11 protein-coding genes are annotated in these 14123 nt (G+C 42.9%); 3 read left to right on the forward strand and 8 right to left on the reverse strand.

What is annotated here, in order from left to right; translation table 11 throughout:
* Nucleotides 1-190: 190 nt before the first annotated feature.
* Both ACQKL0_RS01350 and ACQKL0_RS01355 read right to left on the reverse strand, forming a co-directional pair.
* Nucleotides 191-421, reverse strand: coding sequence for a DUF2198 family protein (locus ACQKL0_RS01350; RefSeq protein WP_402870665.1), 231 nt, complete (start codon nucleotides 419-421; stop codon nucleotides 191-193).
* Nucleotides 422-569: 148 nt separating this feature from the next.
* On the reverse strand, nucleotides 570-2177 hold the full coding sequence (locus tag ACQKL0_RS01355; protein WP_427686037.1) for a catalase: 1608 nt from the start codon (nucleotides 2175-2177) through the stop codon (nucleotides 570-572).
* Nucleotides 2178-2500: 323 nt separating this feature from the next.
* On the opposite strand from ACQKL0_RS01355, the gene ACQKL0_RS01360 reads away from it, so the two are divergent.
* The 3 genes from ACQKL0_RS01360 (at nucleotide 2501) to ACQKL0_RS01370 (ending at nucleotide 7293) form a co-directional block, all read left to right on the forward strand.
* On the forward strand, nucleotides 2501-4231 hold the full coding sequence (locus tag ACQKL0_RS01360; RefSeq protein ID WP_427685812.1) for an SH3 domain-containing protein: 1731 nt from the start codon (nucleotides 2501-2503) through the stop codon (nucleotides 4229-4231).
* A 175-nt stretch (nucleotides 4232-4406) separates the two neighbouring features.
* Nucleotides 4407-6599, forward strand: a complete 2193-nt coding sequence (locus tag ACQKL0_RS01365) for an MMPL family transporter (RefSeq protein WP_427686039.1) — start codon at nucleotides 4407-4409, stop codon at nucleotides 6597-6599.
* Nucleotides 6600-6759: 160 nt separating this feature from the next.
* Nucleotides 6760-7293, forward strand: coding sequence for a YceI family protein (locus tag ACQKL0_RS01370; protein ID WP_427685814.1), 534 nt, complete (start codon nucleotides 6760-6762; stop codon nucleotides 7291-7293).
* Nucleotides 7294-7362: 69 nt separating this feature from the next.
* Here ACQKL0_RS01370 and ACQKL0_RS01375 read toward each other — a convergent pair whose 3' ends face one another.
* The 6 genes from ACQKL0_RS01375 to ftsE form a co-directional block, all read right to left on the reverse strand.
* Nucleotides 7363-7836 (reverse strand): hypothetical protein, encoded by a 474-nt coding sequence (locus ACQKL0_RS01375; RefSeq protein ID WP_427685816.1) that lies wholly within the window; start codon nucleotides 7834-7836, stop codon nucleotides 7363-7365.
* A gap of 79 nt (nucleotides 7837-7915) precedes the next feature.
* Nucleotides 7916-9109 (reverse strand): PDZ domain-containing protein, encoded by a 1194-nt coding sequence (locus tag ACQKL0_RS01380; RefSeq protein WP_427685818.1) that lies wholly within the window; start codon nucleotides 9107-9109, stop codon nucleotides 7916-7918.
* A 199-nt stretch (nucleotides 9110-9308) separates the two neighbouring features.
* Nucleotides 9309-10733 carry a S41 family peptidase gene (locus tag ACQKL0_RS01385; RefSeq protein ID WP_427685820.1) on the reverse strand — a complete coding sequence of 475 codons (1425 nt, stop codon included), beginning with the start codon at nucleotides 10731-10733 and terminating at the stop codon, nucleotides 9309-9311.
* Nucleotides 10734-10863: 130 nt separating this feature from the next.
* Nucleotides 10864-12237: a murein hydrolase activator EnvC family protein gene (locus ACQKL0_RS01390; RefSeq protein WP_427685822.1), complete on the reverse strand. Its 1374-nt coding sequence runs from the start codon at nucleotides 12235-12237 to the stop codon at nucleotides 10864-10866.
* 111 nt (nucleotides 12238-12348) lie between these two features.
* Nucleotides 12349-13242 carry a permease-like cell division protein FtsX gene (gene ftsX, locus ACQKL0_RS01395; protein ID WP_402870641.1) on the reverse strand — a complete coding sequence of 298 codons (894 nt, stop codon included), beginning with the start codon at nucleotides 13240-13242 and terminating at the stop codon, nucleotides 12349-12351.
* Nucleotides 13232-13918, reverse strand: coding sequence for a cell division ATP-binding protein FtsE (gene ftsE, locus ACQKL0_RS01400; RefSeq protein WP_402870638.1), 687 nt, complete (start codon nucleotides 13916-13918; stop codon nucleotides 13232-13234). Before ftsE ends, ftsX begins: the two co-directional genes overlap by 11 nt.
* Nucleotides 13919-14123: the final 205 nt, after the last annotated feature.

Consider the following 14123-nt stretch of genomic DNA (forward strand, 5'->3'; position numbering starts at 1 on the left):
ATATGAAAAAAGGGATATGATTTATTCCTTCTATTTATTCCGTTTAAAGAACTATATATACACATTCTACCACAATATCCTCAAAACAAACCACCGAAAAGCGAACAAACATTCTGTTTCGCGTTTTATAACCTAGCAGGTCAAAGAGTCCTTTTCATAGAAATCGAGACAAAAAAAGCACCTCTATAAATTAGGCGCTCTTGGCTGTTCGTTTCATCATTCTTTTTGATAACCAGAAACCCACCGTCAGTGATAGTGCATCAATGATTATTAATAAGTTCGTATGTGTATAACCTTTATATGCGGAAGCGGCGATCAATGCAACCGTTAGTATAAGACCTACAATATAGTTATAGGTGACCCTTGAAAATAGCATGACTAGAAGACCGGGTAATAGAAGGGCTGAAAGAAATTTAATCATTTTTTCATCTCCTTTGTAAGAGAAAAATAGAGTAGTTACAGTTTAAATGATTCCTTGTTTTTTTGCCAATCTATTTCCTGCAAAACGAACAAGCGGTATACAAAAGGGAAACCCCCTTCAAGGAAGGGAGTTCACTTTTTACATCCTATTAATATGGATCGGCGTCATGACCTTTTTCGACCGCTTCCCCTGGATTGTCCGTACCACCCATTGGTTTGGAAGACTCAGTATGTTGGGAAGCTGCCGCTAATCCTTCTTTCAAACGGCGGCCATAATCTTTATCGGCCTCTTCAGCAAGTGCAATCATCTTCTCTTGAATGCGTGGATCGGCAGGCGCGAGTGCATCCACTAGATTGGAGATCAATTCGTCCCTTTCCCAATCCTCGAATTCACGATACGTTTCACCTGCTTGTTTGGTGTTGCTTTGGCGGTCTATCGTTTCACGGACCAGTTTGCCCTCCACAAATGGGGTATACTCTTTACCCGTTTGCTCAGCCTCTTTCAATCCTCCTACAGTCGATGGTTCGTAGTTGATATGAGGACTTTGGTTTCCTCTACCCACTTCATACTGCATTTGGCCGCCCGTTTGATTGGTCGCCGTCCGTTTTTTCGGTGCATTGATCGGCAGTTGCAGATAATTTGCCCCTACGCGATGACGTTGTGTATCCGAATACGAGAATGTGCGGCCTTGGAGCATCTTATCATCCGAGAAATCCAATCCATCTACAAGGACTCCCGTTCCAAAAGCAACCTGCTCGACTTCGGTGAAATAATCTTCCGGGTTCTTATTCAAAACCATCGTGCCGACATGCAGCCATGGGAATTGGTCCTTTGGCCAAATCTTCGTATCATCCAATGGATCGAAATCCAGTTCAGGATGGGCATCATCACTCATGATCTGTACATTTAAATCCCATTCTGGATAATCCCCATTTTCGATTGCTTCATATAAATCCTGTGTAGCATGATTGAAATTCGTCGACTGAATCTCATTCGCTTCTTTCTGCGTCAAGTTTTTGATCCCTTGCTTTGGTTCCCAATGGTACTTGACCAGGACTGCTTCCCCCTCTTGATTCACCCACTTATACGTATTGACCCCGGAACCTTGCATCATGCGGTAGCTAGCCGGAATGCCCCAAGGCGAAAATAAGAAGGTGATCATATGGAAGGTTTCCGGAGAACTTGAGCAGAAATCGAAAATCCTTCTGCCATCCTGAATGTTTGTAACAGGGTCGGGTTTGAAGGCATGGATCAAATCAGGAAATTTCATGGCGTCGCGGATAAAGAATATTTTGAGGTTGTTCCCTACTAAATCCCAGTTTCCATCTTCCGTATAAAACTTAACGGCAAATCCACGAGGGTCACGTAATGTTTCAGGGGAGGTTCCCCCATGAATGACCGAAGAAAACCTGACGAAGACCTGTGTTTTTTTACCCGCTTCTTGAAAGACCTTTGCTCTCGTATATTTAGAAACCGGCTCGTCTCCCGCCTTGCCTGTCGGAACAAAATATCCATGTGCACCTGCACCTCGTGCATGTACCACCCGCTCCGGAATCCGCTCTCTATCGAAGTGACTCATTTTTTCCAGGAAGTCGTAGTTCTCTAATGTACTTGGTCCCCTGTTTCCAACAGTCCGGATGCTTTGATTATTCGTTATGGGGTGCCCTTGTCGGTTGGTCAGGGTTTCTTCCGATTCATTATTCGTCTCTTTGGATTTATCAGACACTAAATTTCCTCCTTTGTAAATATCATCCATCACCCCAACTAACATCCCCAATTCCTCAAACTTCACTCATATTAATTCAAAATTCTTCAATTAATGTAAATTACGTTCTAATTACCTACAAAAAGTTCCAAAAAACACCTACTAATTGACGTGAGTATATTGTACTATTATTAATGAATCTCCTTCACACTATCGCCAATGATACCGATAAAAATCATGGAGATTACTCCAATGAAGGCATCTCCGCAGTATATGTGCACTTATATTCACTTACCAAGGGTTATTCTTACCCAACCTCTGGATGAACCATAGCCATTCGATTATTTCAGCATAATTTAAAGGAGCGAGCTTTAATGAAAAGAAGAATAATCACCCTATTTGCAGCAACCTTGGTTTTTTTGACGATTTTCTCGTATCCACACGCCACCGATCAAGTTCAGGCCGCTTCCAAAACGGCCAAAGTTACAGCTAGTTCCCTCCATATAAGAGAACAACCTAAGACCACCGCAAAATCTCTGGGCTTAATAAAAAAAGGAAAAGAAGTGACGATCTCTTCACAAAAATCCGGATGGTCGAAAATCAAGTATGGAAAAATAACTGGTTGGGTTTCCACCACGTATTTGGACGAGTTAGGTTATGTGACAGCTTCCTCGTTAGTATTAAGAAAATCAAATAATACAAGCAGCAAGTCTCTCGCAACCTTACCTAAAGGAACCGCCGTAGAAATTAAATCGACCAAAGGCAATTGGCTACAAATCTATGCATCTTCCAAAAAGAAAACCGGTTGGGTTTCTAAAACATACATAACTAGTTCCAAGCCTACAGCCACCGCTAAACCGGCAGCTGTCAGCACAACCAAGTACTATGTTACAGCCAGTTCATTGTATGTCCGTAAGTCTGCCAATACCACGTCAAAGAAGCTGGCGACGATCAATAAGGGCGCTGCCGTTACCTATATTAAAAAATCGGGTAACTGGGCAAACGTGAAGACGGCTTCCGGCGTGACCGGATGGGCTTCCTTAACCTATCTATCTAAGAAAAAACCTACTGCATCTCCTTCAGCCGTTAAGGAAACGACTTACTATGTAACAGCTGCCGAGCTATACGTAAGGAAATCGGGTAACTCAAAAGCAGACAAAGTCACCACTCTAAAAAAAGGGGAGGCTGTCACGCTTTATGAAGAGAAAGACAAATGGGGAAGAATCAAAACGGCTTCCGGGAAAACAGGTTGGGCTTCCCTTACCTATCTAGCAAAAACCAAGCCGAAAGAAACAAAACCAGTAACAACCACACCACCTAAAGTAGAAGCACCTACAAAAGAAGAACCTGTCAAAACCAAGCCAACCAAATACTATGTCATTTCCGACTCGTTGAACATTCGCAATGGACCTTCGGCAACGAATAAAATACTAGGGGCCGTCGATAGAAGTGATAGTGTCATAGTGACGGAAACACAAGGAGATTGGGGCAAGGTCGAAACACAATCCGATTTGGTAGGATGGGCCTCCCTCACGTATCTATCGAAGACCAAACCGAGTGATGGATTTAAAGGCAAAGTGATCGTCCTTGATCCGGGGCATGGCGGGTCTGACCCTGGGGCATCCGGGAAAAATAATCGGGAAAAGGATTTAACTCTTTCCACGGCTAAAAAGCTGAAAGCCAAATTGGAGGAGGCCGGTGCAAAAGTCGTCATGACACGAACAGGCGATACGTATCCCTCTTTAAGTAAGCGAGTGGAAATCAGCCAAGCGAACAAACCCGATGTCTTTATCAGCATTCACTATAATGCTGGTCCCAGCTCAGCCAACGGCATTGAAACATTTTATCTAGCATCGAATGTCAATGAAAAAGAGCTCGCACAAACCGTACAAGCTGAAATCATTAAAGAAACAAAATTGAGGGACCGCGGTGCCAAAACGGGGAACTTCCAGGTCATCCGGGATAACAAGCAAGCTGCGATATTACTAGAATTAGGGTTCATCTCCAATTTGGAAGAAGAAAAGCTCATTGCCACGAGCGCCTATCAAGACACGGCCGTCACTGGTATCTTTAATGGGTTGAAGAAATACTTCAATTTATTTTAATGAATCAAAAAAGCTTTGGAGGGATTTACCTTCCAAAGCTTTTTTTAGAAATTCAAGAAACCGCATACCCAGTTTTGCAATCAGGAATGTTTCCCCTTTATAATTAAGAGTGGATTATGATAAAAATTTTAAAAGTGAGGTGCCTTCATTGAACATATTAGGAAAATTAAGCAAAATGATGACCGGAACAATCAGCCGTTGGGTTGTCATCGCCATCTGGATTATTGCGACAGTGCTGTTAACCTTCACTTTGCCGGCAGTGAACGATAAAACGGAAAATGTTCCTACTGATTTACCCGCAGACTCAGATTCTGTCGTAGCGGATGAACTGATAAAAAAAGAATTCCCTAATTCCTCAGGGATACCTGCCTTGCTTACATGGCATCGGGAGGGTGGACTGACTGATGCAGATTTAGCTGAGATTCAAAACCTTTCCAAAGAGCTTACAGAAAGTCCCTTAAAACAGCAATCCTTCTTACCTCCTCTTCATAATGCTCCACTGCCCGCACTAAAGGGCTCTGTTTCTGAAGATGGTACGACTTTCGTACAGCCCCTCTTCTTTGAGGAAAGTGCCGGGACAGCCGTTTTAGAAAAAAATATTGAACGCATCAATAAGTTAGTGACCGAACGCGTCGGTACGGACCCTTCAAAGGTTAAAATCGACTCTGAAGATCTGTCCCTTCGTGTAACGGGTCCTGTCGGGATTTCCGTCGATGCGACTGGATTATTTGCCGGTGCCGATATTCAATTACTACTGGCGACGGTTATACTCGTTCTTGTCGTCTTATTACTTATTTATCGTTCACCACTTTTAGCGATCATTCCATTAATCGGAGTCGGTTTCGCTTACCTTGTCACAAGTCCTATCCTGGGATTCATGGCAGACCACGGCTGGATCACGGTCGATGCGCAGGCCATTTCGATTATGACCGTATTGCTTTTCGGGGCGGGAACCGATTATTGTTTATTCTTGATATCCCACTACCGTAGTGAATTGAGAAGACACGAAAGCAAACGAGAAGCCATGATGGCTGCCTTTAAAGATTCTTCAGGCGCCATTGCGATGAGCGGTCTGACGATTGTCGTCTCCCTATTAACATTGCTCGTGGCTCAATATGGTGCTTATCATCGTTTCGCCGTACCATTCAGCTTATCCATATTAATCATGATGATTGCTGCCTTAACTCTCGTTCCTGCACTACTTTCTGTTTTCGGCCGGGCCTCTTTCTTCCCGATCGTTCCACGTACACCCGAAATGGAAGAAGCACGCGCGAAGAAAAAGGGCAAACCCGTCAAGATACACAAAGAAGGCGGACGCATTGGAAAATGGATTGGGAATATCGTTACAACAAAGCCATGGACCGTCATCCTTACTTGTCTGATTCTTTTCGGCCTTTTAGCTGGCTATTCATCACAAATAAAATATTCCTATGATATCCTCTCTTCATTCCCAGAAGACATCAACTCTCGTGAAGGATATACCGTCATTTCCGATGCCTACTCTCCTGGTGAACTTGCACCGGCAACAGTCGTCGTCGATACGGATGGTAAGGATATCGATTTAACGGATTCCCTGAAGGATATGAGCCTGATTGGAAGTGTCTCAAAACCTGTAAGGAGTGAGACCAATAAGGATTTACAATCCTATGAAGTCAAATTCAATATCAACCCATACGATACGAAAGCCATCGACGCCATTTCAGATATACGCAGTTCCGTAGAAAAAGAACTGAAAGAAGCGAAGATCTCATCCGTTGATGAAAAAGTATGGATTGGCGGCCAGACAGCCGAGCAACACGATAAACGCGAAACGGTCAAGGCAGATGAATTCTTGGTTTTCCCAATCATCATCGTCTTGATTTCATTGCTACTGTTAGCCTACCTTCGTTCCGTAACAGCCATGGCTTATTTAATGGGAACGGTTATCCTTTCCTTCTTTGCCGCTATGGGCTTAGGCTGGATCATCCTTCACCACTTCATGGGTGTGGATGCAATTGAAGGCACGATTCCGTTGTATTCATTCGTATTCCTTGTCGCCCTAGGGGAAGACTACAACATCTTTATGGTATCGAGCATATGGCGCAAGAAGAAGACGATGCCAATCAAGCAAGCCATAAGAGAAGGTGTAACCGAAACAAGTGGTGTCATCACTTCAGCCGGTATCATCTTGGCAGCTACATTCTCTGTGCTGGCTACGTTGCCGATTCAAGTGCTTGTCCAATTCGGACTCATTACCGCACTTGGTGTACTGATGGATACATTCATCGTTCGCCCATTCCTAGTGCCAGCGATTACCGCTCTGCTTGGTCGCTATGCTTTCTGGCCAAGTAAAGCCCCGATTCACGAAGAAAAAGAACGTTCCAACTAAGGGTTTCTTTCTTAAACCTGTGTCCGCACACATGCGGCACAGGTTTTTGTATTTTCTAAATAAAGGAAAAAACGTTTGACTCTGGAACCACCAGCTCATATAATTACAATATGTTAAATTATCTCAAATTAAAGATATATGAAGTGGAGGAATATACAAAATGGCTAAAACAAAATGGATAGTCGACCCTACACACAGCGCCATAGAGTTTTCTGTAAAACACATGATGATTGCAAAAGTAAAAGGAAGTTTCAATAAATTCGACGCCAACATTTCTGCAGACCCAACCGACCTAACAACAGCGGAAATTGATTTCACCGTCGATTTGTCCAGCATTGACACTCGTAATACAGACCGTGATAACCACCTGCGTTCTGCTGACTTCTTTGACGTTGAAAAGAACCCGGAACTGATATTTAAAGCTACAGACATCAAAAAAACGGATGACGAAGAGTATGCCGTAACCGGTGATGTCACGCTTCATGGAGTGACAAAAGAAGAAACATTCGTTATGACATTCGAAGGGCAAGGAAAAGATCCATGGGGTACGGAAAAAGCAGGATTCAGTGGCAAAGGCAAGGTAAAACGCAGCGACTACGGTTTAACCTATAATGCTGCCTTGGAAACAGGCGGGGTACTGATTGGAGATCAAATCACCATTTCCATTGATATCGAAGCCGCAAAAGAAGCGTAAAATATTTCATTAAAAAGCCCCCAAAGAGCAGAGCAACCTGCCTTTTGGGGGTCTCCTGTGAAAAATCGTTCAATAACTGGATTTAGAAAAAACAAGCGTATGCTTATCCTGTTTATCTTTGTAACTCATATATAATTTTTCCCCTTTTATTTCATACAAAAGAGTATCGGAATGCTTTAATCCTGCCCATTCTGCAGGTACATCAAAATCTGCTTCATCCCCTGTCTTCATTTTCAGAGATTCCCCATCATATTGAGTAATCTCTCCTTGGATGCCCGGGTTCCCCGCTTCAGCATCATACAAAGAAAATCTCCCATTTTTCTCGATGTCAAACGCGTAAAATCCTGTATAACGATTTCCATCTAAACTCATTTCTTCCCCATGCCACTCCCCTATAAGGACAACGGGGGCAGAACTTTCCTTTCTCCCGTCTTTCCCACCTGGTTGACATCCATATAAGAACAAGCATGATAATACTATCAAAATACGCTTCATACTCTTCATCTTCATCGTCATATCCCTATTCGCACCTTCACTTTTCATTTCGTCTACCCATATAAGAAACCACCTAGATCTATCATCTAAGTGGTTTCAGTTACTATTCAGAAAGATCCGGCCGTTTCTACCCTGCTTGGCCACTCTCTTTCAATTGATCATCCACAAAAAGGATGCCCAATTCGTAATGCTCCCCTTCAAATAAGGCCCGTTGCACAAAGCGCATTTGCTGATTGATGCCGATGACCTCGAGCTTACAATAGGCCCGATTCTTTTGCAGCGCCCGGTACAACTCTTCTTCTTCCCTGACGACAACACCATTGATCTTTGAGATGATTTCACCCTTGACTAATCCCATCTTGTCAGCTGGTGATTCAGGGATAACGCCTAGAATCTGGACACCAAGCTTGCTTTTCGAAAAGTAAAACGGTTGCTTTTCGTCCAAATTCTTTTGCGCATAATGGATGAATTCCCGACCAAGGATCGCTAAAACAGCTGTTATGATTGCCAATAGTGGATACCAGTAGCTGACGACCGCCAAGACTGTAATCAATATGCCAAGTGTCCCTACCTGCTTACCTTGGGCCTTTATTGCCTGTTCCGGAAGCGATCCATGAACCTTCTGCCTAAATCCAATCAAAAATGGCAGAACGATTGGAGAAACGAACACTTCACCAATGGAGAATACGGGATACCAGTCAAAAGGAACGGGCAGTTCTCCTCCAGGAATCAGTACGAACATCGGAATCAGCCAAATACGTTGCGAAACATAAACGCCAATCGGCTGCCCGCGCTTTGAAACCTCTAACTGTGGTGATGCCTTTTTACTGCCTTTCTTAACGATAAGAAAACCTTCCGAAATCAACAAAAGCCCAATCAATATCACAAGTGTCGGATAAACCGATTGATTCAGTTGGTCAAATGCATCCGTGAAAATAGGAAGTAGCAAATCCTTACCATTTAGAAAGAAAAGGATAAAGAACGTGACACCCAACGTATAAACAGGTGATACCAGTCTCCTTTTCATGGTCAAGACGGCTAGGACCGAGACTGCCGCCATGATGACCACCGCCGCCATCGGTATGACAAGGCCAGACACCAGCGCGAGGAGTGACAGAATTACCCCAGTGACAATTCCCTGTAGAAGCAAAGCCCGAAGCTCCATGGTTTTCCTATAAATCTTCGTATTGAAATCACGGCGCTCCCGTTTAACCCGAAGAAAGCCAATGAATAAACAATAAGCAATGGAAACGTAAAGCAATGGATGAAGGAAGAGTTTTCCCAATCCTATTAAGCAATCAATAAGCCAATCCGTTGTCAATTTCTCTCCACCATCCCTATAAGTGATTAAAAGTATGTATCAATCGTTCTAGTCAGTTACTTCCTATTCTATCAAATATGTCAGCTTCCTGCCTATTAAGATGTAGAAAAAACTGTATCCGCTCTACTAGATGAAATGAATCTTTCCCCTTTCCTGCCAAGTAAAAAGGCAACACCCCGATGGGCGTTGCCTCCTTCTTCTATTTCGCCAAATAATTCAAAGCCGTCCGTAGCTGAATATCATTATCTTCATCCTGAATTTTTTCCAAGATGACGGTTTCTAGCTTTGCAGCGGTCTTTGCATCCAAATTACCAGTCGCTTTCATCCCATACTGCTTCTGAAAAGCCTTGACCGCAATCTCCGTATTCCAATCGTAATAACCATCCTCACGCCCTGTTTCAAAGCCAATCCCTTTTAGGATCGTTTGCGCATACTGAATTTGGTCGTCTGTCATGTCCCGCTTCAATACCTTTTCGATGGTTAACTGATGGGCGTTGAAGTACACCGGTTGCTTGACTTCAATCGTCGGTTCGATTCCCTTTTTGTGAATCCAGTTACCAGATGGTGTCAGCCACTTGTACAGCGTAAGCTTGATATTGCTACCATCTCCCATTGGGACTGCCTGTTGAACCGTCCCTTTACCGAACGTCTTCTCGCCAATCAGCGGGTATCCCCCGGCCTCCTCCATGGCACCGGCAAGGATCTCCGAGGCCGAGGCACTGCCTTTATCCGTCAGGACGGCAATGGGGTAGTCCTTCTTTTTCTTCAGCTCGGTGAAAAAGGATTGCGTCTCACCCGTTCTTTCAGCTATTTTCAAATATGGTTTATCTTTCGTAATAAACTCGCCTAAAATCGTTTCCACACTTGAAAGGAGACCGCCCGGGTTCCCCCGGACATCGATCACCAGCCCTTCGATTCCCTTCTTCTCAAGTTCCTTCAACTGCTTTTTAAAATCCAATGCGGTATTTTCCGAGAATGTGGTCAGCTCCACATACCCGATTTCCTCACCCGCTACTTCCTTGGTCGAAGAAAAAACCGTGTCCAATGGAATTTCAGCACGAACCATATTGAATTCGATCGGATTGGATACACCGGCACGTTTTATTTCCATTTTGACTGGAGAACCCTTTTTCCCACGGATCTTCAACCGAGTTTCATAGAGGTCCAACCCTTCGACACTTTCCCCATTCACCTTTAGGATTTGGTCCTTCGGCTTTAATCCTGCCTTTTCAGCCGGGGAGTCCTTGTAGGGAGAGACAATGATGACCTTACCGTCCTCCATCCCGATTTCCGTACCAATCCCCTCAAATGAGGAATCCAAGGTCTCATTGAACTGCTTTGCTGTCTCCTTGTCCATATATACCGAGTATGGATCCTTCAATGTTGTCAGCATGCCTTGAATGGCACCTTCGATGAGCTTTGAGCCGTCTACCTGTTCAACATACTGGCTCACGATCAACCCATAAGCTTGTTCCACTTTTGCCCACTCCTGATCTTTTATGCCCTCTTGGCTTTCCTGTTTCATCTCGTGTTTATCCTGGGTGCTTGTCCAATACATGCCCCCCGCTGCCCCAATAACTAATGACATCATGATTGCCAGAGGAATTACCCATTTTTTGACCATATTTATCCCCTTTTCTACCTCGATATGTTTTTCACTATATGAGTAGTTTCAGGTAAATATGCTTTTGAACAGAGCAAAAAAACAGACCAGGATGTGATCCTGGTCTGTTTTATGATTCATATATTGGGTATTAGTTAGGTATGTAGCTTAATGGATTGACTGCATTGGACTTGCTGTAATTCCATTCCCCTTTGTGAAGCTCAAAGTGTAAATGCTGTCCATAGGAATGTCCGGTATTCCCCATGATCCCAATTTGTTGACCTTTGGCAACGACTGCACCATCACTAGCTTGTCTTGAACTTAAATGTGCATAAACCGTTGTCCACGTTTGTCCATTAATTCTATGAGAAACAAAAACAACATTACCATATGAAGAGGAGAAATATGATCGGCTAACGACTCCGTCTGCTGCCGCTACAACAGGCACGGTTCCGCTTGCAGCAATATCAATGCCGGCATGCTGTTTGTTCCAACGCTCGCCCATTGTCGAAGATACATAACCTGCACTTGGTCTTGTAAATGTTCCTGACGATACAGCCGGTGCAGAACTTACACTAGCCGGAGCTTGTGATGATGAAGAGGATGAACTGCTATTAGAACTAGAGTTAGAATGGGAAGGAGCTTGTTTTTTCGCTTGAGCTGCTTGCGCTGCTTGTGCTGCTGCTTCTTGTTCTGCACGTTTTTTCGCTTCAGCTGCTGCTTTTTTACGAGCTGCTTCTAATTCAGCTAGACGATTCTTCTCTAAGTCGATGGCTGACTTGATGGCTGTTTCTTGAGCAGCAAGGTTCGCCTTTTCTTCCTCTAAGCCCATTTTATTTTCTTCTTCTTTTTTCGTTTGTTTCTTTAATTTCTTAACTAACGCAGCTTTTTGTTCTTTCTGCTGTTTTTGTTGATTTTGGATTTGTAAAAGTTGAGCTTTAGCCACTTCTAAACTAGCAAGCTTCGTTTCTACGGCCTTTTGTTTTTCTTCAAGCTCTTTTTTATCCAGCTCATGTTGTTTCAAAATCTCGCGATCGGCTTCTGCAATGGCTGCAACAGCTCCTACACGGTCAATTAAATCGCTAAAACTAGATGATCCGAACAATACTTCCACATAATTCAAATCTCCACCGGACTCCTGGAAGGAAAGGGCACGTTCCTTCAGAACGTCGTTACGCTTAGCGATACGTTCTTGCAACACTATAATTTCTGCTTTCAATACTTCAATTTCTTCTTTTGTTTGAGTGATTTCAGCATTTTTCGCATCAATTTTCTTTGCTGATTCTGCAATTTTCGCATCAATGGCAGCGATTTGCTCCTCAGCCGTCAGTTGTTTATTCTGGAGGTTATTGATTTTTTCTGAGGTAGTGGAAATGTCCGCTTCAACACCCGAACGTTTTTCCTGTATAGATGCCTTCTTTTGCTCTAAGTCTGAAATGGATTCAGCAAAAGCTGAAGGAGCAGCAAAAATGCTCCCCAAGCCAATCATGATTGTCGCGTTCACCGCGATCATATTCTTCTTCAATGTTCCATTTCCCCTTTCAATCTCGTTACAACTCGTGCTATGCAACGTCTCTCTATTTTGAATGAATTGCTTCTTCTATTTCGAGTGTAAAAGAATTGTAAGTTTGTTCGCTTATGCTTTTAAGAATTTTCTAACGGACATCAAGCTTCCCCATATTCCAATCACGGCGCCCATGATGATAAGAATCGCCGATACTTGGTAAATGAATGGGCTTGCTGGTAAAAAGTCTACGAATTTAAACGTAATCTGTGGTGATATATAATTGAACAGATTGTAGTAGAGTACTGAAATCAGGGCGATAGGCACGACAGAACCAAGGATTCCTAACCAGAGTCCCTCTAAGAAGAATGGCCAACGAATGAAGTTGTTTGTTGCCCCTACCAATCTCATGATCTCGATTTCTTTTTTCCTAGCCACAATTGTTATTTTAATCGTATTCGAGATGAGGAACATCGCTGTGAAAAGCAATCCTACGATAAGTACAATCCCGATATTTCTAGCAATTTCGACAAAACTGAATAGGTTTTCAACATAACCTTGTCCATACTTAACGCTTTGAATATAATTGATGCTTTCGATTTCTTTAGCTACCTTGATCACATCTTGAGGTGTTTTCGTTTTAATGATATAAACATCCCGTAAAGGGTTGTCTTGTTCAAATGGCTTAAAGGCATCTCCATTATCGCCTAAATCATCAATTAAATTGGTGAGCTCTTCATCCTTAGGGGAGAAGACAACACTATCAATTCCACCTATACTCGTTATCTGCTTGCTGATTGCTTGTATATCCTCTTTACTCGCTGCATTATCAATATGCGCACGAATTTCGACATCGTTTTCGACATTACCCGCGATATGATTCAAATTCATCATAATCACTAAAAAAACGCCAACCAATGTTAGGGTGACTGTTACTGCACTTACTGATGCAAACGTCATCCAACCATTACGTCCAATGTTTTTAAAGCTTTCACGGAAGTGACGGACGAGTGTTCTAAATTTCATATCCGTATTCACCTCTATGTTCATCGCGAACGATTTTTCCACCTTCAATGGCAATTACACGACGTTTAAAGTTATTAACAATATCTTTATTGTGCGTAGCCATGATAAGTGTCGTTCCGCGCTTGTTTATTTCTTCAAATATGCTCATGATTTCCCATGATGTTTCAGGATCCAGATTCCCTGTAGGTTCATCGGCAATAACCACCTTGGGGTCATTGACGATCGAACGGGCAATCGCAACCCTTTGTTGTTCTCCACCTGATAACTCTGCAGGACGCATTCTAGCTTTATGCTTGATCCCTACTAAATCGAGAACTTCCATGACTCTCTTTTTAATGACTTCAGGTTCTTTTTCGATGACTTCCATTGCAAAGGCAACATTTTCGTAGACTGTGAAAGTTTGAAGGAGTTTAAAATCCTGGAAGACCATCCCGATATTACGGCGAAATAGAGGAACTTTCGAATTGCGGATTTTTGGTAGGCTGACACCATTAACCAAGATATTCCCACTTGTCGGCTTTTCTTCCCGATACATCATTTTAATGAAGGTCGATTTGCCGGCACCACTTGGACCCACTACATAAACAAACTCGCCTGGTTGTATTTTTACATTTAACCCATTAATGGCTATGACGCCATTAGAATAGGTCTTTTTGACATCTATCATCTCTATCATTCTAAAACCACCTAATTTGCTTGTTAACTTATCTATTAAAAGCGTTTTTTTCGACAGCATTTTTTAAATAACGACAGGAATCATTTCGTTTTAAGCACAGGAACATTATAACATCAAAGTTTGTCAAATTAAGCATAAAAATATTACAGTTTCATTTCAAAGAGTGGGCTAAGACTATCTATCTAGTATACGAAAAGCAGAATGG

The sequence above is a fragment of the Peribacillus sp. NPDC097264 genome (genome assembly GCF_050277925.1).
Taxonomy (GTDB): domain Bacteria; phylum Bacillota; class Bacilli; order Bacillales; family DSM-1321; genus Peribacillus.